Raw genomic sequence first — 17,982 nt, forward strand, 5'->3', positions numbered from 1 at the left:
AATCGCCGGCATGAGCACGAACGACCTCGCGGATCTCCCCTGCTGGCTCGACGGCGAGTTCACCCGCCTGCGCGAAGCCAAGGTCAGCGTGATGGATCGCGGCTTCATCTTCGGCGACGGCGTGTACGAGGTGGTGCCCGTCTACGGCGGGCGGCCGTTTCGCTTCGACAGCCACATGGCGCGGCTCGATCGCAGCCTGGGCGAGATGAGGATTCCGAATCCGATGACGCCAGCGCAATGGCGCGCCATCATCGACGGACTGATCGAGCGCTATGCGCGGCAGATGGGCCAGCCGCTCGCCGAGACGAACCAGCTCGTGTACTGGCAGGTGACGCGCGGCGTGGCGATGCGCGACCACGCGATGATTCCCGGGCTCGTGCCGACGATCTTCGCGATGACCAACCGGCTCCCGCAGCCCACCGCTCAGGAACGTGCGGAGGGTGTGAAGTGCATCACCGCCGACGATTTCCGCTGGGAGAAGGCGCACATCAAGAGCATCAGCCTCGCTGGCGCCGTGCTCTCGCGCCAGATGAGCGCGGATGTCGGCGCGAACGAGACCGTCATGTTCCGCGATGGCTGGCTCAGCGAGGGAGCGTCCGCGAACGTGTGGGTCGTGAAGGACGGCACGGTGCTCGGCCCGCCCAGGGACAACCTGGTGCTCGAGGGCATCCGCTTCGGCCTGCTGGAGCAACTGTGCGCCGACGCGGGCGTTCCCTTCGAGCTGCGCCGGATTTCGCGCGACGAGGTCTTCGCCGCCGACGAGCTGCTGCTGTCGAATGCGAGCAAGGAGGTGCTGCCGGTGACGCGCCTCGACGGCCAGCCGGTTGGAAACGGCCGGCCCGGCCCCATCTACGAGAAGCTCTATGCCGGCTACCAACGGGCGAAGCAGACTTCCCCATGAACACTTCCACCACGCGCCAGGACTCCCTCATCGAATACCCGTCGAAGTTCCCCATCAAGGTGATGGGGACGAAGGTGGACGGCTTCGTGCATGCGGTCACCGCGATCGCCAAGCGGTTCGACCCCGAATTCGACGCGGCGACGGTCGAACTGCGCGACAGCCGCGAAGGCAAATACCTCGGCATCACGATCACCGTCACGGCGACGAGCCGCGAACAGCTCGACGAGCTGTACCGCACGCTGTCGACGCATCCGATGGTGAAGGTGGTTCTCTAGCCCCGGCGGCCCGACCGTGGAAACGCGCGTCTTCGGCCGCGTCGACTACCTCCCGACGTACGAGGCCATGCGCGCGTTCACCGAAGCGCGAAGCGAAGACACCCCGGACGAGCTGTGGCTTTGCGAACACCCGCCGGTGTTCACGCAGGGCCTCGCGGGCAAGCCCGAGCACGTGCTGGAGGCCGGCGACATTCCGATCGTTGCGACCAACCGCGGCGGCCAGGTGACGTATCACGGGCCGGGGCAGGTCGTGGCGTACCCGCTCGTCGACATGCGTCGCGGCGGCTACTTCGTCAAGGAATACGTGTACCGGATCGAAGAGGCCGTGCTGCGCACGCTGGCGCACTTCGGCGTGACCGGCCATCGCGTCGCCGGTGCACCGGGCATCTACGTTCGGCTCGACGATCCGTTCTCGCATGCCGCGCTCACCGGGCCGCGCCGCGACACGTTCGAAGGCCTCGGCAAGATCGCCGCGCTCGGCATCAAGGTCGCGCGCCATTGCACCTACCACGGCGTGGCGCTCAACGTGGCGATGGACCTGCAACCCTTCGAGCGGATCAACCCCTGCGGCTACCCCGGCCTGCGGACAGTCGATCTTCTTAAAATAGGCGTCCCAACCACCTGGAACGAAGCGGCAGCCGTCCTGAGCCACCAGCTCGAAGCACTGCTGTCGCCCAAGGGCACCCCATGAGTTCGTCTCCCATCGTGCGCGAAGCGCAGACCGTCGACACCTACGACGCCACGGCCAAGCAGAAGGCCGCGGCCAAGCTGTCGCGCATCCCCGTCAAAGTGGAGCCGCACGAGATCCTGCGCAAGCCGGAATGGATCCGCGTGAAGGCGGGCTCGCCCACGACGCGCTTCTACGAGATCAAGCAGATCCTGCGCGAGCACAAGCTCCACACGGTCTGCGAGGAGGCGTCGTGCCCGAACATCGGCGAATGCTTCGGCAAGGGCACCGCGACCTTCATGATCATGGGCGACAAATGCACGCGGCGTTGCCCGTTCTGCGACGTGGGCCACGGCCGGCCCGACCCGCTCGACGCCGACGAGCCGCTGAACCTGGCGAAGACCATCGCGGCGCTCAAGCTGAAATACGTGGTGATCACGAGCGTCGACCGCGACGACCTGCGCGACGGCGGCGCGGGCCACTTCGTCGAGTGCATCCGAAAGACGCGCGAGCTGTCGCCCGAAACGACGATCGAGGTGCTCGTGCCCGATTTCCGCGGCCGCGACGACCGCGCGCTGGAAATCCTGAAGGCCGCGCCGCCCGACGTGATGAACCACAACCTCGAGACGATCGCGCGCCTGTACAAGGAAGCCCGTCCGGGGTCCGACTATAAGTTCAGCCTGAACCTGTTGAAGAAGTTCAAGGCGCTGCATCCGAATGTGCCGACCAAGAGCGGCATCATGGTCGGCCTCGGCGAGACCGACGAGGAAATCCTGGGCGTGATGCGCGACATGCGCGAGCACGACATCGACATGCTCACCATCGGCCAGTACCTCGCGCCGTCGACGTCGCACCTGCCGGTGCGCCGCTACGTGCATCCCGACACGTTCCGGATGTTCGAGGAGAAGGCGCGGGAGATGGGCTTCAGCCATGCGGCCGTCGGGGCGATGGTGCGCAGTTCGTATCATGCGGACGAGCAGGCGCATGCGGCGGGGGTGGCGGCGCAGGCCGCTTGAGCGCGGCGCTCGGCGCGCCCGCTAAGCTCGCCCCCATGTCCGCCAACCTCTATGCCCTCGGCGCGATCGCGCTGTGGGTGACGCTCGCATCGCTCGGACTCGCGCTCCGGCATGTGCCGCCGTTCCTCCTCACCGGAATCGCGCTCGCCATCGGCAGCGTGCTCGCCCTGCCCCGCATCCACGAGTGGCGCGTGCCCGCGTCCACGCTCGCGCTCGGCGTGTACGGGCTCTTCGGCTACCACTTCCTGCTGTTCATCGCGCTGCGCCACGCGCCGCCCGTGGAAGCGAACCTCGTCAACTATTTGTGGCCGCTGCTGATCGTCGTGCTTGCGCCGCTTTTCCTGCCCGGCATGCGCCTGAAGCCGCTGCACGTCATTGCCGCCGTGATCGGCTTCGCGGGCGCGGCGGTTGCCATCCTCGGCGGCGGCGGGTCGCGCGCGAGCGGCGCATGGTCCTGGGGCTACCTGCCCGCGCTCGGCTCGGCATTCATGTGGTCGACGTACTCGCTGGCAACGCGCCGCGTGAAGCCGTTTCCCACATCGGCCATCGGTTTGTTCGGCCTCGTGTCGGGCCTGCTCTCGCTTGCTTGCCACGCACTCCTCGAGCCCTCCGTGAGCCTGAATGCGCAGGACTGGCTGCTCATCGCGCTCATGGGACTCGGCCCCCTCGGCGCCGCGTTCTTCCTCTGGGACAAGGCGCTGAAGCTCGGCGATGCGCGGCAGATCGGCATCCTGAGCTACCTCACGCCGCTCGGCTCGACCGCGTTGCTGGTCCTCGTGAGCGGACGCGGCTTCGATGCGAGCATCGTGGCGGCGGCCCTGCTGATCATCGGCGCCGCCGTCGTCGGCACGCGCGTGAAATGACGCGATGCGGCGCCGCTCAGGCGGCCGCCATGTCCTTCGCCGGGTCTTCGGACTCGAGCACGCCATTCGCCCACGGTGCGAGCCTTGCCGCGTCCGCGCGAAGGATCTCCTGCTTCACCGCCAGGATCTGCGCGGGGTGCATCGAGAAGCTGCGCAGCCCCAGACCGAGCAGCAGCCGCGTGAACTGCACGTCGCCCGCCATCTCGCCGCAAACGCTCACGTCCTTGCCGAGCGCGCGGCAAGCGGCGATGGTGTCGGCCACGAGCCGCAGCACCGCGGGATGGCACGGGTCGTACAGGTGCGCCACCGATTCGTCGGCACGGTCGATCGCCAGCGTGTACTGGATCAGGTCGTTGGTGCCGATCGACAGGAAGTCGAAGTACTTGAGGAAGGTCTTCACCTGCAGCGCCGCCGCCGGGATCTCGATCATCGCGCCGATGGCCACCTGCCCGTAGGCCTGGCCGCGGTTGTCGAGTTCGGCGCGCGCGAAGTCGATGAGCGACAGCGTCTGCCGGATCTCGCCCGCATGCGCGAGCATCGGGATCAGCATGTTCACCTTGCCGTGCGCGGACGCGCGCAGGATCGCGCGCAGCTGCGTGCGGAACATCTCCGGCTCCGACAGGCTCCAGCGGATCGCGCGCAGGCCCAGCGCGGGATTCAGGTGCGCATCGTCGTGCCGCGATTCGTCGAGCGGCTTGTCCGCGCCGACGTCGATGGTTCGGATCGTGACGGGCAGGCCCTCCATGCCCTCCACCGCGCGGCGGTAGGCGAGGTACTGCTCCTGCTCGTCGGGCATCTTGCCGTCGCGGCCCATGAAGAGGAATTCGCTGCGGAACAGGCCCACGCCGACCGCGCCCGCCTTGAGCGCCGCCGCCGCGTCGTCGGGCAGCTCGATGTTGGCGAGCAGTTCGATCTTCTGGCCGTCGAGCGTGACGGCGGGCGTGTGACGCAGGCGCGCGAGCCGGCCGCGCTCGAGTTCGGTCTGCCGCTGCTTGAACCCGTATTCGGCAAGGATGATGGGCGAGGGGTCGACGATCATCACGCCCGAGTCGCCATCGATGATGACCCAGTCGTCCTGGCGCACGAGCTGGCTCGCGCTGCGCGCGCCGACCACCGCCGGAATGTCCATGCTGCGCGCGACGATGGCGGTGTGCGAGGTCTTGCCGCCGACGTCGGTGACGAAGCCCGCGAAGACGCTCTGCTTGAACTGCAGCATGTCGGCCGGCGAGAGGTCGTGCGCGATCAGGACCAGCGGCACGTCGACGCTGTCGTCGAGCAGCAGGTCCTGCTGCGTCTTGCGCTTGGGCGCGGGCGGGCTCACCACCGGCGACTCGCCGCCCTTCATGTAGCGCAGGATGCGTTCGGCCACCTGCTCCAGGTCGGCCTTGCGCTCGCGCAGGTAGTCGTCCTCCATGTCGTCGAACTGGCGCGACAGCACTTCGAGCTGGGTCGTGAGCGCCCATTCGGCGTTGTACAGCCGCTCCTGGATCCAGTGCTTCACGCCGGAGATCAGCTCCTCGTCCTGCAGCAGCATGAGGTGGACGTCGAGCAGCGCGGCAAGCTCCTGCGGCGCTTCCTTCGGCCCCATCGCGGCGATGGTCTGCTGGTGCCGGTGGATTTCTTCGACCACCGCGTTGCGCCCCGCCCGCACGCGCGCGATCTCGGACTCGACCTGCGACGGCTGGATGAAGTAGTGCGCGACATCCGCGCGCCCGGCGACCAGCAGCACCGCGCGGCCGATGGCGATGCCCCGCGCGACGGCGATGCCGTGGATCGAGAAGGTCACTCGCCTTCCCCAAACTTGTCGTGGATCAGCGCCAGGATGGCATCCATGCACTCCTTCTCGCGCTCGCCGTCGGTCTCGACGACGACTTCGGTTCCCATGCCGGCGGCCAGCATCATGACGCCCATGATGCTCTTGGCATTGACGCGCCGGTCGTTGCGGGTCATCCAGACCTCGCAGGGGTAGCTGCCCGCGAGCTTGGTGAGCTTGGCGGAGGCGCGGGCGTGCAGGCCCAGCTTATTGCTGATGGTCGTCGGCGTTCGGATCATGTTTGCGTTTGGGCTGGTTCTGCGGGGCGGTCACGGCGACCTGCATCACGCCTTGGGTGCCGCCGGTGACGGCGCGCGAGACGAGCAGTTCGAGCGGCTCGTGGCGATAGCTGACGCCACGCAGCAGCATCGGCAGGTTGACGCCCGTGATGAGGCGCGAGGTCGCGCCGTCGACGAGCTTCTGCGCGACATTGCTCGGCGTCGCGCCGAAGATGTCGGTCATGACGAGCACGCCTTTCGTGCCCGGCGTGCGGACCAGCTGGTCCATCGCGATGCGGGCGGAGGCGAGCGTCTCGTCCGGCGAGAGGTTCGGCTGCACGTCGATCGCGGCGACGTGCGGTCCGCAGTCGGGAAACACATGCAACGCGCACTGCCGCAACGCGTTGGCGAGCGGCGCGTGGGCGATGATGAGAAGGGCGTTCATTCGCTGTGTTCCATCGGATTATGGCGGCTGCCCGCCATGAAATACCCATAGGACACGAGGCTCGTTGCGAGGAAGACACCGAAGGCCGCGCGAAACGCGTCCACTTCCGCGAGTCCCGCCGCGCGGAAGGCGTCGATGGCCAGGCCGATGCCCCATTGCACGACAAAGACGCCGAAGAAGATCACGAGGTTGTACGCCGAGAGCGCCCGCCCCGCTTGGTGCGCGGGGAACACCATCCCCACCGTGGGCTGCGCGAGCGACACGAAGGTGCTCGCGACGCAGAAAAGTGCCAGCGTGCCGGCGCCGGCGGCCGGGCCGGCCACGATCAGCGCCGCCATCGCGACAAAGCTGAGAGGCAGTCCCCGCGCGATCAGCAGGTCCGTCGTGTAGCCGTGCCGCTGCAGCCACGGACTGAGCATGCCCCAGATCCAGAACGCGACCAGCATGCAGGCATTGAGCAGGAACAGGCCGCCCGCGGAGGCCACCGGGTCGTAGCCGGCCACCCGCACCATCCAAGGACCCGCCCAGAGCGTCTGCACCGCGATCATGCCGCCATAGCTGAAGAAGCCGATGGGCGTCATGCGGCGGAAATAGGGATGACGGATCACCTCGCGGTAGCTGGCCGCCGGCGCCGCGGGCTGGGCCGGGTCGCGCTCGTCCCAGGCGGGCACCAGCCGGGCGAGCACCAGCATCGACACCGCCGTCAGCACCGCGAGTCCCCAGAAGACGCCGCGCCATCCGATGAGGGGCATGAGCCATTGCACGGGCAGCGTCGACGCGAGCATGCCGAAGGAGCCCGTCATGAGCATCCACGAATTCGCCCGCAACTGCGCGGTGGGCGAGAGCCAGCGCCGGTATCCCGTGAGCGGCGCCATGAGGCAGGCGCTGACGCCGATGCCGCACAGCACACGCGCGGCGAGCAGGCCCGCGAAGCCGGTCGCGAGCGCGAAGGCGCCGCAGCCCGCGACGGCGACCAGCAGGAAGCCGAGGATCACCTTCTTCGGCCCATGGCGATCGAGCCAGGTGCCCAGCGGAAGCTGGGTCGCCGAGAATCCGAGGTAGTAGCCCCCGGCGAGCAGGCCGAGTTCGGCGGCGTCGAGGCGGAATTCGACCGTGAGCGTGGGCGACAGCGTCGCCGTGATGGCGCGGATCAGGGCCGAGAAGAAGTAGGCGAAGGCGAAGGCGAGGAAAACCGCGACGGCCTGGCGGCGGGTGAGAACGGACATCGGCTCGCATTATCGGTTTCCATCGCAAAATCGCCTGCATGAACTCCCTGGATGGCATCGTCGTGCTCGACCTCTCCCGCGTGCTCGCGGGCCCCTGGTGTACCCAGACCCTTGCCGACCTCGGCGCGGACGTGATCAAGATCGAGCGTCCCGGCTCGGGCGACGACACGCGCAGCTGGGGCCCGCCCTTCCTGCAGGACAGCGAGGGCAAGGACACGGGCGAGTCCGCCTACTACCTCGGCACGAACCGGAACAAGCGCTCGGTCACCTGCGACATCGCGTCGCCCGGCGGGCAGGCGCTCGTGCGCGAGCTCGCGGCGAAGTGCGACGTGTTCGTCGAAAACTTCAAGGTGGGAGACATGGCCCGCTACGGCCTCGACTACGCGACGCTGAAGCAGGTGAATCCGCGCCTGGTCTATTGCAGCATCACCGGTTTCGGCCAGAACGGCCCCTACAGCGACCGCGCCGGCTATGACTACGCGATCCAGGGACTGGGCGGCCTCATGAGCATCACCGGCGAGCGCGACGACATCGGCGGTGGTCCGCAGAAGGTCGGCGTGGCCGTCGCCGATCTTTTCACGGGCATGTATTCGACCGTCGCGATCCTCGCCGCGCTGCGCCACGCCGAGCGCACGGGCGAAGGCCAGCACGTGGACATGGCGCTGCTCGACGCGCAGGTGGCGATGCTCGCGAACCTCGGCGCCACCTATCTCGTGAGCGGCAAGGTGCCGGGCCGCGCCGGCAACGCGCACCAGAACATCGTGCCTTACCAGGTGTTCGAGACGGCGCCGGCGGCCGACGGCACCAAGGATCACATGATCCTGGCCGTGGGCAACGACGGCCAGTTCGCGAAGTTCTGCGAAGTCGCGGGCCGCTCGGACCTGCCGCAGGACGCGCGGTTCACGCGCAACGCGGACCGGGTACGCAATCGCGCGGTGCTGGTGCCGATGCTCGAAGCGATCCTGAAGACGCGCGGCAAGACGGACTGGCTGCGCGCCCTCGAAGCCGCCAAGGTGCCTTGCGGCTCGATCAACAATCTCGCCGAGGTCTTTGCCGATCCGCACGTCCAGCATCGGGGCATGATCGACACGTGGGCGCATCCGCAGAAGCCGGACCTGCGGCTCGTGGCCAGCCCGCTGAAGCTCGGCGCCACGCCGGTGCGGACCGACCTGCCGCCGCCCCGGCTCGGCGAGCACACGGCGGACGTGCTTTCCAGCTTCCTCGGCTACGACGAAGCGCGGCTCGCCGCGCTTCGCAAGGACAAGGTGATCTGATGGCCAATTTCGTTCTCGTCCATGGCGCCTGGCATGGCGGGTGGTGCTGGCAGCGCGTCGTCGCTCCGCTTGCGTCGGCGGGACATCGCGTGTACGCGCCGACACTCACGGGCGTGGGCGAACGCGCGCACCTGCTGTCGTCGCTGATCACGCTCGAGACGCACATTGCCGACGTCGCGAATGTCCTCGAGGCCGAGGAACTGGAGTCGGTGGTGCTCGTCGTGCATTCGTACGCCGGCATGCTGGGCACCGCCATCGCCGACCGGATGGGCGCCCGGCTGAAGCACCTCGTGTACGTGGATGCGGTCGTTCCGAAGCCCGGCGAGAGCTGGAGCTCGACGCAGGCCAGCGCGACGCGCGAGCAGCGCCTGGCTGCCGCGCAGGCCTCGGCGGAGTACAGCTTCCCCGCGCCGGACCCCGCGGTTTTCGGCCTCGCCGGCTCCGATCTGGAATGGGTGAAGCGGCGCCAGACGCCGCATCCCGGCCATACCTACCAGGCCCCGCTCGACTTCGACGTGGCCCGCGTGGCCGCCGTCCCGCGCACCTTCGTCGACTGCACGAAGCCGCCGCTCGGCACGATCGACGTGGTGCGCCGCCGCGTGCGCGATCCGAAGTTCTGGGATGGCGCGTGGCAAGGCGGCGGCGGTGCGCGTGTCGTCGAGCTTCCGACCGGGCACGATCCGATGATCAGCGCCCCGGGCGAACTCACGCGCCTGCTGCTCGACGCCGCAGGGCGATCCGACGCTTACTCCTGATAGGCCTCGAGACCGATCATTAGCTTCACTTCGTCCGACACGCCGGGCACGCCGAACTTCATGCCGAAATCGGTACGCTTGATCGCACCTTCGACGTAGGCGCCGCACATCGCGCGCTTGTTGAACGGGTGCGGGCCGCAGTTGAACGACGTCACCTTCAGCGTGACGGGCCGGGTCACCCCGATCATCGTCAACGTCCCCTCGACACTGTCCACCTTGTCGCCCGCGAAATTCAGCTTGGTCGAGCGGTAGATCATCTCCGGGAATTCCGAGCTGTTGAAGAAGTCGGCATTGCGCAGGTGCTCGTCGCGCGACCGGGCACCGTCGGTGCGCCGCGCATCGCCCGTATTGACCGTGGCCGTCTGGATACGCACCTCCAGGGAGCCGGTCTTCGCGGCGGTGTCGAGCACCACCTTCCCCGTCATTCTGTCGAAGCGCCCGTGGATCGTCGTCATCCCGAGGTGATTCACGGTGAAGTTCGGATACGAGTGGAAGGGATCGATGTTGTAGGTGACAGGCGCGGCAAGCAGGGGCATGGAAGCCAGCATGGCCAGCAACAGGGTGGTCAGTCGTTTCATGGTCGGGAAATCCTCTTTGGCACGTTGTGGGGGAAATCTATGACGACGACGTGGCTGCGCGCCACGCCAGGAAGATGGCGATCAGCATCGGCGCCAATGCGGCGAGCGAGTTCAGGACGGCGCGCAACCACACCGGCCGCCCCGCGTCGGGGACCCAGCGCGGAAGAATCGGCGTCAGCAGCACGGGCAACAGGCAGTACCAAGGAAGGGACGCACTGAAGGCGGCCAGCACTCCGGCGAGTCCGGCGACCATCGCCGCCGGCAGGGAAATCGAAGCGCCCACGGGCGATGGCTGCCCCCGGATCATCTGGATGAGCAGAGTGGCGCCCGCGGCAGCGCCGACGGAAATCGCCGCAAGCCCGAGCACCGCGGAAGCCCCCAGGACGGCGAGTGCGCCCGTCCCGACACCTAGCATCAACCCCGTCGACGCGCCGCGAACCGGATCCTGTCCAATCCACAAGGTGGATGCAGCGATGTAGGCCACGAAAGCGGCGGCAGCGGCGCCCTGGAGCACGGCCGTCGCCAGCTCCTTTTGGCCGAGGAAACGCCAGAGCACCCACAGCGTGGCCACAAAAGCGATCGGCACGACGAGGCCTGCCGCATAACGGACTCGAATCGACGCGGCGTACTCGACAGCCAGGACGATGACGGCACTTGCGAGTCCGACGAGCGCGAGGCGCATCGTCGACGACAGCGACTCGAAGGAAAAGCCGATCGCCAATGCGGCGAGTACCGCGAATCCTGCAACCTGTGCCAGGCCGAGGAATCGGGTACGGGCCAGGATTGCGGCTACCGCAAGCGCGACGACAAATGGTGCGGCAGCCGATTGCACCGCAGGGTTGCCGAGGAGTTCATTCATGTTTTGCAGCGCAGCTCATCCATCACCATGGAAGCATGACATCCGCGGACGAGGAAAGTTCGCGAGCTTTGCACAAACACGGGAAAATACGAAGAGACCGTGGCGCTACACTGACACCCCCGCATCGCCCTGCGAAGAGAGTGGACACGGCACTTCCCCACATTCAACTGACCGCCCCGCAGCGTCCGGACGAACTCGATTCGGTACGCGATCTCATTCGGGAATACGCTCAGGGCCTCGGCGTCGATCTCTGTTTTCAGCAGTTCGACGAGGAACTGGCGACCCTGCCCGGCGAATACGCGGCGCCCCGTGGCACCTTGCTGGTCGCGCGCGTGGATGGCGCCCTCGCGGGCTGCTGCGCGCTGCGCCCGCTGGACACGGCCGACTATCCCGATGCCGCCGAGATGAAGCGCCTCTACGTGCGCAAGGCGTTCCGCGGCTTCGGCCTGGGCCGCCAGCTGGCCGAGGCCATCCTCGACGCGGCGCGCCTCGCCGGCTACCGCAGCGTGCTGCTCGACACGCTCGACGACATGGAAGCCGCGCGCGCCCTCTACGCGGAACTGGGGTTCGAGGAGATTCCCCCCTACTACCACAACCCCATCGCGGGGGCGCACTACCTCAAGGTCGACCTTTAGGATCCGAGCGCCGCCGGGCCGCCCCAAGGCGCGAGAGCCCCCTCGGGGGGCAGCGAACCTCGCGAAGCGGGGAGCGTGGGGGCTCTAGTTCGCGACCTGCTTGAGCATCGTGGCAGCGTCGCTGACTTCGAACTTGCCCGGTCCCTCGACGTTCAGCGTCGCCACCTTGCCGTCCTTCACGAGCATCGAATAGCGTGTGCTGCGCAGGCCCATGCCGCGCGCGGTGAGATCGAGCGTGAGGCCGGTCGCCTTGGCGAAGTCGGCGCTGCCGTCGGCCAGCATGCGGACCTTGCCGTTGCTCTTCTGGTCGCGCGCCCAGGCGCCCATCACGTGCGCGTCGTTCACGCTCAGGCACCAGATCTCGTCGACGCCCGATTTCTTCAGCTCGTCGAACTTCTCGACGTAGCCGGGGACATGCTTGGCGGAGCAGGTGGGCGTAAAGGCGCCCGGCAACGCGAAGAGCGCGATCGTCTTGCCGGCGGCGGCCTCGCGGACCTTGACCGGGTTCGGGCCGATGCTGCAGCCGTTGCCTTCGACTTCGGAATACTCCTGCAGCGTCACGTCGGGCAGGGCGTCTCCAACCTTGATCATCGATATCTCCTCGCAAAAAAGAAAAACGGCCCACATTGTGAGCCGCTTTTCATCGAACGCGCAGAACGAGGGGATTAAACCTCGATCGCCTTCTCGACAAGGCGCGTCGCGACCCAGTTCTTGGTCTTCGAGATCGGCCGGCTTTCGGTGATCTCGATGACGTCGCCGGTGTGGTACTCGCCCTTTTCGTCATGGGCGTGGTACTTGCTGGAACGCATGACGATCTTGTCGTACAGCGGATGCTTCACACGGCGCTCGACCAGGACCGTCACGGTCTTGGCACGCTTGTCGCTCACCACCTTGCCGATCAGGGTGCGCTTGAGGGAGGTCTTTTCCGTCATGGTCGCTCCGATCACTTGGTAGAGGAGGAATCCGAGCCACCTTCGGTGGCGGCGCGCTTCTGCGCCAGGATCGTTTTCGCTCGGGCGATGTCCCGGCGGGTGGAGCGCAGCGAAGCGGTGTTCGACAGCTGCTGCGTGGCCTTCTGCATGCGCAGTCCGAAGTGCGCCTTCTGCAGGTCCTTCACTTCCTGTTCGACGCCGGCGGCGTCCTTCTTGCGGAGATCAGCGGATTTGGTCATGTTCGTCGTCTCCTCGGATCAGGCGCCGATCATGCGCGTGACGAAAGTCGTGCGCAGGGGCAGCTTGGCGGCGGCGAGCTTGAAGGCTTCGCGCGCGAGTTCCTCGGGAACGCCGACGATCTCGAACACGATCTTGCCCGGCTGGATTTCGGCCACGTAGTACTCGGGGTTGCCCTTGCCGTTGCCCATGCGGACTTCGGCCGGCTTCTGCGAGATCGGCTTGTCGGGAAACACGCGGATCCAGATGCGGCCGCCACGCTTCACGTGACGGGAGATCGCGCGACGCGCGGCCTCGATCTGGCGCGCCGTGAGGCGGCCGCGGTCGGTGCATTTCAAGCCGAAATCGCCGAAGGCCACGGCATTGCCCGTGGTCGCCAGTCCGGTGTTGCGGCCTTTTTGCTCTTTGCGGTATTTGCGGCGAGCGGGTTGCAGCATTTTTTACTCTCCTTTGCCGTCGGACGGCGCAGCACTCGTGCCGCTGCCGGTGCCCGGCGCGGCTGCCTTGCGGGCGACGCGCTTAACGGCGGATTTCGGCGCGTCCGCGCCTCCAGTTGCTTCTTGCGGCTTGTCGGAGCCATCGGCAGGCGCCGCGTTGCCGGCGCCAGCGGAGTAGCCACCGCCACCGCCGCCAGGGCCGCGGCGGGGACCGCCACGGTTGCCGCCGGGGCCGCCAGGGCCGCCACGGCGGTCGCCGTCACGGCGCGGGCCGCGCGGGCCGCGGCGCTCTTCGCCTTCGGGACGCGGCGTCGCGTCGAGGTTCGGCGCATCGCGCATGCCGAGCGTGTCGCCCTTGTAGACCCACACCTTCACGCCGATCACGCCGTACGTCGTCTTGGCTTCGGAGAAGCCATAGTCGATGTCCGCGCGCAGCGTGTGAAGGGGCACGCGGCCTTCGCGATACCACTCGGTACGAGCGATCTCGATGCCGTTCAGGCGGCCGGCCGACATGATCTTGATGCCCTGGGCGCCAAGACGCATCGCGTTCTGCATCGCGCGCTTCATGGCGCGGCGGAACATGATCCGCTTCTCGAGCTGCTGGGTGATCGAGTCGGCGATGAGCTGAGCATCGACTTCGGGCTTGCGCACTTCCTCGATGTTGACCGCGACGGGCACGCCCAGGCGCTTGGCGAGTTCCTTCTTGAGGTTCTCGATGTCCTCGCCCTTCTTGCCGATCACCACGCCCGGGCGGGCGGAGTAAATCGTGATGCGGGCGTTCTTGGCCGGACGCTCGATCAGCACGCGGCTGACGGCGGCGCTCTTCAGCTTGGTCTTGAGGTAGTCGCGAACCTTGATGTCCTCGCCGAGCATGTCGGCGAAGTTCTTGTTGTTCGCATACCAGCGGCTGTTCCAGTTGCGGGTGACCGCGAGGCGGAAGCCGGTCGGATGGATTTTCTGTCCCATGTTCTTCCTTGCCTCAGTTGCCGACCGTCACGTACACGTGGCACGTGGGCTTGCTGATGCGGTTGCCGCGGCCCTTGGCGCGAGCCGTGAAGCGCTTGAGCGTGGCGCCCTGCTCCACGTAGATCGTCTTGACCTTCAGTTCGTCGATGTCGGCGCCGTCGTTGTGCTCGGCGTTGGCGATCGCGGACTCCAGAACCTTGCGCACGATGATCGCGCCCTTCTTCTGGGTGAAGTTCAGGATGTTGAGCGCCTGGTCCACCTTCTTGCCGCGGATCAGGTCGGCAACGAGCCGGCCCTTGTCCACGGAGAGGCGCACGCCGCGCAGGACTGCACGAGTTTCAGTCATGGTTCATCCTCACTTCTTCACGACTTTCTTGTCGGCCGGGTGACCCTTGAACGTGCGGGTCAGCGCGAACTCGCCGAGCTTGTGCCCGACCATCTGGTCGGTGATGTAGACCGGCACGTGCTGCTTGCCGTTGTGGACGGCGATGGTGAGGCCGATGAAATCGGGCAGGACCATCGAGCGGCGCGACCACGTGCGGATCGGCTTCTTGTCCTTGGTGGCGACAGACTTCTCGACCTTGGCGACGAGGTGGTAGTCGACGAACGGACCTTTTTTGAGCGAACGCGTCATTGCATCGACTCCTTATTTCTTCCGGCGCGCGACGATGAACGTCTGCGTCCGCTTGTTGGCACGCGTGCGGTAACCCTTGGTCAGGTTGCCCCACGGATCGACCGGATGGCCGCCCGTGCCGGTACGGCCTTCGCCGCCGCCGTGCGGGTGGTCGATCGGGTTCATGGCGACGCCGCGCACCGTCGGGCGGATGCCCATGTGGCGCTTGACGCCGGCCTTGCCGAGCTGGCGCAGGCTGTGCTCTTCGTTGGCGACCTCGCCGATGGTGGCGCGGCACTCGATGTGGATCTTGCGAACCTCACCCGAGCGCATGCGGACCTGGGCGTACGTGCCTTCGCGAGCCAGCAGCGTGGCCGACGTGCCGGCCGAACGCGCGATCTGCGCGCCCTTGCCGGGCTGCATCTCGATGCAATGGATCGTCGAGCCCACCGGGATGTTGCGGATCGGCAGGGTGTTGCCGGCGCGGATCGGCGCTTCGGAGCCGGACACGAGCTGCGCGCCCACTTCCAGGCCGCGCGGCGCGATGATGTAGCGGCGCTCGCCGTCGGCATACACCACGAGGGCGATGTGGGCCGTGCGGTTCGGGTCGTACTCGATGCGCTCGACCTTCGCCGGCACGCCGTCCTTGTTGCGCACGAAGTCGACGACGCGGTAATGGTGCTTGTGCCCGCCGCCACGATGGCGGATGGTGATGTGACCATTGTTGTTGCGGCCGGCCTTCTGGAACTTCTTCTCCAGCAGCGGCGCGTACGGATCGCCCTTGTACAGGTGATCGCGCGTGACCTTGACCACCTGGCGCTGCCCGGCGGAGGTCGGTTTCATCTTGATGACGGCCATGATTAAGCGGTCTCCCCGGAGAAGTTCAACTCCTGGCCGGCGGCCAGGCGAACGTACGCCTTGCGGATGTTGTCGCGGCGGCCGATCGAGCGACCGAATTTCTTGACCTTGCCCTTGATGTTCACCACGGACACGCCCTTGACTTCCACCTTGAACATCAGTTCGACGGCGGCCTTGATCTCGGGCTTGGTGGCGTCCTGCAGGACCTTGAACGTGACGGCATTGGTCTTGTCGGCGACATGCGTGGCCTTCTCGGACACGATGGGCTCGACCAGCACCTTCATCAGGCGGCCTTCGTCAAACTTTTTCGATGCTGCGGTCATGCGAACATCTCCTTGAGCTTGTCGATCGCGCCCTTGGTGACGAGCACTTTCTTGTAATGCACCAGGCTCACCGGATCGGCGTAACGCGGCTCGACGACGAGCACGTTGCGCAGGTTGCGGGAGGCGAGGTACAGGTTTTCATCGACTTCATCGGCGATCACCATCACCGATTCCAGGTTCATGGCCTTGAACCGGGCTGCCAGCTGCTTGGTCTTGGGGCCATCGAGCTTGAGCGACTCGACGACGGCCAGACGCCCGTCGCGGGCGAGCTGCGAGAAAATGGACGCCATGCCGGCGCGGTACATCTTCTTGTTGATCTTCTGGGTGAAGTTCTCTTCCGGGCTGTTCGGGAAGGTGCGGCCGCCTCCGCGCCACAGCGGCGAGGACGTCATGCCGGCGCGGGCGCGGCCCGTGCCCTTCTGGCGGAACGGCTTCTTGGTCGAGTGCTTGACCTGCTCGCGGTCCTTCTGGGCGCGCGTGCCTTGACGGGCGTTCGCCTGGAAGGCAACGACGATCTGGTGGACCAGCGCTTCGTTGTACTCGCGGCCGAAGACCGTCTCGGGCGCGTCGACCTTGGAGGAGGCCTGGCCCTGCTCGTTCAGGAGTTCGAGTTGCATTTACTTGGCTCCCTTCGCCGGCGCTGCGGCGGCGGCCGGCTTCGGCTGGCCCTTGACGGCGGGCAGCACGGTCACGAAACCGTTCTTCGCGCCGGGGACCGCGCCGCGGATCAGCAGCAGGCCGCGGGCTTCGTCCACGCGGACGACGTCGAGGTTCTGGGTGGTGACGGTGACGTCGCCGCGATGGCCCGACATCTTCTTGCCGGGGAACACGCGGCCCGGGTCCTGCGCCATCGAGATCGAGCCCGGCACGTTGTGCGAACGGCTGTTGCCGTGCGACGCGCGCTGCGACTTGAAGTTGTGGCGCTTGATCGTGCCCGTGAAGCCCTTGCCGATGGAGGTGCCCTGCACGTCAACGCGCTGGCCGACGGCAAAGATGTCCTGCACCGGAACGGTGGCGCCGGCGGCGTACTTGCCCGCGACATCGGCGTCGACACGGAATTCCTGGATGACTTCACCGGCTTCGACACCCGCCTTGGCGAGGTGGCCGGCGGCCGGCTTGGTGACACGCGAGGCCTTGCGCGCACCGAACGTGACCTGCAGGGCCACGTAGCCGTCGTTTTCCTGGGTCTTGACCTGGGTGACGCGGTTGTTGGACACATCCACCACCGTCACCGGCACGGCGTCGCCGTCGTCGGTGAAGAGGCGCATCATGCCCACCTTCCGGCCCAGCAACCCGAGGCTGCTCAAGCTCATGTTGTTACTCCGTTGCTCTCGCCGCAGCCGCTGCAATTGGCTTCTGCGTCTGGGCCTCGAAGGCCCTGCGAAAGAGGGTTGATAAAAAGCTCCGCCCGACCGAAATCGGACGAAGCCCGCGATTGTAGCAGCCTTCCGGCTCTACCGCACGCCATGAAAAAGGCCGCCCGAAGGCGGCCTTGGCAGGACGGCAAGTGCGGCTTACTGCAGCTTGATTTCGACGTCGACGCCGGCCGGCAGGTCGAGCTTCATCAGCGCGTCCACGGTCTTGTCGGTCGGGTCGACGATGTCCATCAGGCGCTGGTGCGTGCGGATCTCGAACTGGTCGCGGCTCGACTTGTTGACGTGCGGCGAACGCAGGATGTCGAAGCGCTTCATGCGCGTCGGCAGGGGCACCGGGCCCTTGACGATGGCGCCGGTGCGCTTGGCGGTGTCGACGATCTCGGCGGCGGACTGGTCGATCAGCTTGTAATCGAAGGCCTTGAGGCGGATGCGGATCTTCTGGCTGGCCATGTCGATTACTCCATGATCTTGGCAACGACGCCCGAACCCACGGTCTTGCCACCTTCACGGATGGCGAAACGCAGGCCTTCTTCCATGGCGATCGGGGCGATCAGCTTGACCGTGATCGACACGTTGTCGCCGGGCATAACCATTTCCTTGTCCTTCGGCAGCTCGATCGAGCCGGTCACGTCGGTCGTGCGGAAGTAGAACTGCGGGCGGTAGTTGTTGAAGAACGGCGTGTGGCGGCCGCCCTCGTCCTTGCTCAGCACGTAGA

The 17,982-nt window shown here is 66.8% G+C and carries 26 protein-coding genes and 1 pseudogene; 8 read left to right on the plus strand and 19 right to left on the minus strand.

Going from position 1 to position 17,982, the window contains the following annotated elements; translation table 11 throughout:
- Positions 1-10 precede the first annotated feature (10 nt).
- The 5 genes from AB7E83_RS10535 to AB7E83_RS10555 all read left to right on the plus strand — a co-directional run bounded on the left by AB7E83_RS10535 (position 11) and on the right by AB7E83_RS10555 (position 3,722).
- Complete coding sequence (locus AB7E83_RS10535; protein ID WP_428568824.1) at positions 11-901, plus strand: aminotransferase class IV; 891 nt, start codon at positions 11-13, stop codon at positions 899-901.
- Positions 898-1,176: a YbeD family protein gene (locus tag AB7E83_RS10540; RefSeq protein WP_428568827.1), complete on the plus strand. Its 279-nt coding sequence runs from the start codon at positions 898-900 to the stop codon at positions 1,174-1,176. Before AB7E83_RS10535 ends, AB7E83_RS10540 begins: the two co-directional genes overlap by 4 nt.
- Positions 1,177-1,243: 67 nt before the next feature.
- Positions 1,244-1,867, plus strand: coding sequence for a lipoyl(octanoyl) transferase LipB (gene lipB, locus AB7E83_RS10545; protein WP_428568885.1), 624 nt, complete (start codon positions 1,244-1,246; stop codon positions 1,865-1,867).
- Positions 1,864-2,859: a lipoyl synthase gene (lipA, locus tag AB7E83_RS10550; protein ID WP_428568830.1), complete on the plus strand. Its 996-nt coding sequence runs from the start codon at positions 1,864-1,866 to the stop codon at positions 2,857-2,859. Before lipB ends, lipA begins: the two co-directional genes overlap by 4 nt.
- 35 nt (positions 2,860-2,894) lie before the next feature.
- On the plus strand, positions 2,895-3,722 hold the full coding sequence (locus tag AB7E83_RS10555; RefSeq protein WP_428568833.1) for a DMT family transporter: 828 nt from the start codon (positions 2,895-2,897) through the stop codon (positions 3,720-3,722).
- A gap of 16 nt (positions 3,723-3,738) precedes the next feature.
- Here AB7E83_RS10555 and ptsP read toward each other — a convergent pair whose 3' ends face one another.
- The 4 genes from ptsP to AB7E83_RS10575 are packed head-to-tail and all read right to left on the minus strand — an operon-like array spanning position 3,739 to position 7,424.
- A complete protein-coding gene (gene ptsP, locus AB7E83_RS10560; RefSeq protein ID WP_428568836.1) occupies positions 3,739-5,508 on the minus strand; it encodes a phosphoenolpyruvate--protein phosphotransferase in 1,770 nt (589 codons plus the stop codon).
- The gene (locus AB7E83_RS10565; protein ID WP_428568838.1) at positions 5,505-5,774 is read right to left on the minus strand and encodes an HPr family phosphocarrier protein; all 270 of its coding nucleotides are present in this window, start codon (positions 5,772-5,774) and stop codon (positions 5,505-5,507) included. The genes ptsP and AB7E83_RS10565 overlap by 4 nt, the downstream gene beginning before the upstream one ends.
- Positions 5,743-6,198, minus strand: coding sequence for a PTS sugar transporter subunit IIA (locus AB7E83_RS10570; RefSeq protein ID WP_428568840.1), 456 nt, complete (start codon positions 6,196-6,198; stop codon positions 5,743-5,745). The genes AB7E83_RS10565 and AB7E83_RS10570 overlap by 32 nt, the downstream gene beginning before the upstream one ends.
- Positions 6,195-7,424, minus strand: a complete 1,230-nt coding sequence (locus AB7E83_RS10575; protein ID WP_428568843.1) for an MFS transporter — start codon at positions 7,422-7,424, stop codon at positions 6,195-6,197. Before AB7E83_RS10575 ends, AB7E83_RS10570 begins: the two co-directional genes overlap by 4 nt.
- Positions 7,425-7,462: 38 nt before the next feature.
- On the opposite strand from AB7E83_RS10575, the gene AB7E83_RS10580 reads away from it, so the two are divergent.
- Entirely contained in the window at positions 7,463-8,698 is a 1,236-nt protein-coding gene (locus AB7E83_RS10580) for a CaiB/BaiF CoA transferase family protein (protein ID WP_428568844.1), read from the plus strand.
- Positions 8,698-9,453, plus strand: coding sequence for an alpha/beta fold hydrolase (locus tag AB7E83_RS10585; protein ID WP_428568847.1), 756 nt, complete (start codon positions 8,698-8,700; stop codon positions 9,451-9,453). The genes AB7E83_RS10580 and AB7E83_RS10585 overlap by 1 nt, the downstream gene beginning before the upstream one ends.
- On the opposite strand, the gene AB7E83_RS10590 is transcribed toward AB7E83_RS10585, so the two are convergent.
- Both AB7E83_RS10590 and AB7E83_RS10595 read right to left on the minus strand, forming a co-directional pair.
- Entirely contained in the window at positions 9,444-10,031 is a 588-nt protein-coding gene (locus tag AB7E83_RS10590) for a YceI family protein (protein WP_428568850.1), read from the minus strand. The two genes, AB7E83_RS10585 and AB7E83_RS10590, sit on opposite strands and share 10 nt — an antisense overlap.
- A gap of 37 nt (positions 10,032-10,068) precedes the next feature.
- Positions 10,069-10,890, minus strand: a complete 822-nt coding sequence (locus tag AB7E83_RS10595; RefSeq protein WP_428568852.1) for a hypothetical protein — start codon at positions 10,888-10,890, stop codon at positions 10,069-10,071.
- Between the two features lie 161 nt (positions 10,891-11,051).
- Here AB7E83_RS10595 and AB7E83_RS10600 point away from each other — a divergent pair, with 161 nt between their 5' ends.
- Positions 11,052-11,525 (plus strand): GNAT family N-acetyltransferase, encoded by a 474-nt coding sequence (locus AB7E83_RS10600; RefSeq protein ID WP_428568888.1) that lies wholly within the window; start codon positions 11,052-11,054, stop codon positions 11,523-11,525.
- Between the two features lie 84 nt (positions 11,526-11,609).
- On the opposite strand, the gene AB7E83_RS10605 is transcribed toward AB7E83_RS10600, so the two are convergent.
- The 13 genes and pseudogenes from AB7E83_RS10605 to tuf all read right to left on the minus strand — a co-directional run.
- On the minus strand, positions 11,610-12,116 hold the full coding sequence (locus AB7E83_RS10605; protein WP_428568854.1) for a peroxiredoxin: 507 nt from the start codon (positions 12,114-12,116) through the stop codon (positions 11,610-11,612).
- Positions 12,117-12,190: 74 nt separating this feature from the next.
- The gene (rpsQ, locus tag AB7E83_RS10610) at positions 12,191-12,457 is read right to left on the minus strand and encodes a 30S ribosomal protein S17 (protein WP_428568857.1); all 267 of its coding nucleotides are present in this window, start codon (positions 12,455-12,457) and stop codon (positions 12,191-12,193) included.
- Between the two features lie 11 nt (positions 12,458-12,468).
- On the minus strand, positions 12,469-12,696 hold the full coding sequence (gene rpmC / locus AB7E83_RS10615; protein WP_428568860.1) for a 50S ribosomal protein L29: 228 nt from the start codon (positions 12,694-12,696) through the stop codon (positions 12,469-12,471).
- An 18-nt stretch (positions 12,697-12,714) separates the two neighbouring features.
- On the minus strand, positions 12,715-13,131 hold the full coding sequence (gene rplP, locus AB7E83_RS10620) for a 50S ribosomal protein L16 (protein ID WP_428568863.1): 417 nt from the start codon (positions 13,129-13,131) through the stop codon (positions 12,715-12,717).
- A gap of 3 nt (positions 13,132-13,134) precedes the next feature.
- On the minus strand, positions 13,135-14,097 hold the full coding sequence (gene rpsC, locus AB7E83_RS10625; RefSeq protein WP_428568866.1) for a 30S ribosomal protein S3: 963 nt from the start codon (positions 14,095-14,097) through the stop codon (positions 13,135-13,137).
- A 13-nt stretch (positions 14,098-14,110) separates the two neighbouring features.
- Positions 14,111-14,443: a 50S ribosomal protein L22 gene (gene rplV, locus AB7E83_RS10630; protein WP_428568869.1), complete on the minus strand. Its 333-nt coding sequence runs from the start codon at positions 14,441-14,443 to the stop codon at positions 14,111-14,113.
- A 9-nt stretch (positions 14,444-14,452) separates the two neighbouring features.
- The gene (gene rpsS, locus AB7E83_RS10635) at positions 14,453-14,731 is read right to left on the minus strand and encodes a 30S ribosomal protein S19 (RefSeq protein ID WP_428568871.1); all 279 of its coding nucleotides are present in this window, start codon (positions 14,729-14,731) and stop codon (positions 14,453-14,455) included.
- Positions 14,732-14,743: 12 nt separating this feature from the next.
- Positions 14,744-15,568 (minus strand): 50S ribosomal protein L2, encoded by an 825-nt coding sequence (gene rplB, locus AB7E83_RS10640; protein ID WP_428568874.1) that lies wholly within the window; start codon positions 15,566-15,568, stop codon positions 14,744-14,746.
- 2 nt (positions 15,569-15,570) lie between these two features.
- On the minus strand, positions 15,571-15,891 hold the full coding sequence (gene rplW / locus AB7E83_RS10645; protein WP_428568876.1) for a 50S ribosomal protein L23: 321 nt from the start codon (positions 15,889-15,891) through the stop codon (positions 15,571-15,573).
- On the minus strand, positions 15,888-16,508 hold the full coding sequence (gene rplD, locus AB7E83_RS10650; protein ID WP_428568878.1) for a 50S ribosomal protein L4: 621 nt from the start codon (positions 16,506-16,508) through the stop codon (positions 15,888-15,890). The genes rplW and rplD overlap by 4 nt, the downstream gene beginning before the upstream one ends.
- Positions 16,509-17,204 (minus strand): 50S ribosomal protein L3, encoded by a 696-nt coding sequence (gene rplC / locus AB7E83_RS10655; RefSeq protein ID WP_428568880.1) that lies wholly within the window; start codon positions 17,202-17,204, stop codon positions 16,509-16,511.
- 201 nt (positions 17,205-17,405) lie between these two features.
- Positions 17,406-17,717, minus strand: coding sequence for a 30S ribosomal protein S10 (gene rpsJ / locus AB7E83_RS10660; protein ID WP_171562550.1), 312 nt, complete (start codon positions 17,715-17,717; stop codon positions 17,406-17,408).
- Positions 17,718-17,722: 5 nt separating this feature from the next.
- A pseudogene (gene tuf, locus AB7E83_RS10665) lies at positions 17,723-17,982 on the minus strand (elongation factor Tu); the annotation flags it as partial.

The organism is Ramlibacter sp. (assembly GCF_050250995.1).
GTDB lineage: Bacteria > Pseudomonadota > Gammaproteobacteria > Burkholderiales > Burkholderiaceae_C > Ramlibacter.

Bases quoted from the DNA above. Each gene is read 5' to 3' on its own strand.
- rpsJ (WP_171562550.1), bottom strand. From the start codon at position 17,717: ATGGCCAGCCAGAAGATCCGCATCCGCCTCAAGGCCTTCGATTACAAG.
- rplD (WP_428568878.1), bottom strand. From the start codon at position 16,508: ATGCAACTCGAACTCCTGAACGAGCAGGGCCAGGCCTCCTCCAAGGTC.
- AB7E83_RS10605 (WP_428568854.1), bottom strand. From the start codon at position 12,116: ATGATCAAGGTTGGAGACGCCCTGCCCGACGTGACGCTGCAGGAGTAT.
- rpsQ (WP_428568857.1), bottom strand. From the start codon at position 12,457: ATGACGGAAAAGACCTCCCTCAAGCGCACCCTGATCGGCAAGGTGGTG.
- lipA (WP_428568830.1), top strand. From the start codon at position 1,864: ATGAGTTCGTCTCCCATCGTGCGCGAAGCGCAGACCGTCGACACCTAC.
- AB7E83_RS10540 (WP_428568827.1), top strand. From the start codon at position 898: ATGAACACTTCCACCACGCGCCAGGACTCCCTCATCGAATACCCGTCG.
- AB7E83_RS10575 (WP_428568843.1), bottom strand. From the start codon at position 7,424: ATGTCCGTTCTCACCCGCCGCCAGGCCGTCGCGGTTTTCCTCGCCTTC.
- rplW (WP_428568876.1), bottom strand. From the start codon at position 15,891: ATGACCGCAGCATCGAAAAAGTTTGACGAAGGCCGCCTGATGAAGGTG.
- AB7E83_RS10565 (WP_428568838.1), bottom strand. From the start codon at position 5,774: ATGATCCGAACGCCGACGACCATCAGCAATAAGCTGGGCCTGCACGCC.
- AB7E83_RS10585 (WP_428568847.1), top strand. From the start codon at position 8,698: ATGGCCAATTTCGTTCTCGTCCATGGCGCCTGGCATGGCGGGTGGTGC.
- rplP (WP_428568863.1), bottom strand. From the start codon at position 13,131: ATGCTGCAACCCGCTCGCCGCAAATACCGCAAAGAGCAAAAAGGCCGC.
- AB7E83_RS10580 (WP_428568844.1), top strand. From the start codon at position 7,463: ATGAACTCCCTGGATGGCATCGTCGTGCTCGACCTCTCCCGCGTGCTC.
- AB7E83_RS10595 (WP_428568852.1), bottom strand. From the start codon at position 10,890: ATGAATGAACTCCTCGGCAACCCTGCGGTGCAATCGGCTGCCGCACCA.
- AB7E83_RS10535 (WP_428568824.1), top strand. From the start codon at position 11: ATGAGCACGAACGACCTCGCGGATCTCCCCTGCTGGCTCGACGGCGAG.
- rplV (WP_428568869.1), bottom strand. From the start codon at position 14,443: ATGACTGAAACTCGTGCAGTCCTGCGCGGCGTGCGCCTCTCCGTGGAC.
- rplC (WP_428568880.1), bottom strand. From the start codon at position 17,204: ATGAGCTTGAGCAGCCTCGGGTTGCTGGGCCGGAAGGTGGGCATGATG.
- AB7E83_RS10555 (WP_428568833.1), top strand. From the start codon at position 2,895: ATGTCCGCCAACCTCTATGCCCTCGGCGCGATCGCGCTGTGGGTGACG.
- AB7E83_RS10570 (WP_428568840.1), bottom strand. From the start codon at position 6,198: ATGAACGCCCTTCTCATCATCGCCCACGCGCCGCTCGCCAACGCGTTG.
- rpmC (WP_428568860.1), bottom strand. From the start codon at position 12,696: ATGACCAAATCCGCTGATCTCCGCAAGAAGGACGCCGCCGGCGTCGAA.
- lipB (WP_428568885.1), top strand. From the start codon at position 1,244: ATGCGCGCGTTCACCGAAGCGCGAAGCGAAGACACCCCGGACGAGCTG.
- AB7E83_RS10590 (WP_428568850.1), bottom strand. From the start codon at position 10,031: ATGAAACGACTGACCACCCTGTTGCTGGCCATGCTGGCTTCCATGCCC.
- rplB (WP_428568874.1), bottom strand. From the start codon at position 15,568: ATGGCCGTCATCAAGATGAAACCGACCTCCGCCGGGCAGCGCCAGGTG.
- rpsS (WP_428568871.1), bottom strand. From the start codon at position 14,731: ATGACGCGTTCGCTCAAAAAAGGTCCGTTCGTCGACTACCACCTCGTC.
- rpsC (WP_428568866.1), bottom strand. From the start codon at position 14,097: ATGGGACAGAAAATCCATCCGACCGGCTTCCGCCTCGCGGTCACCCGC.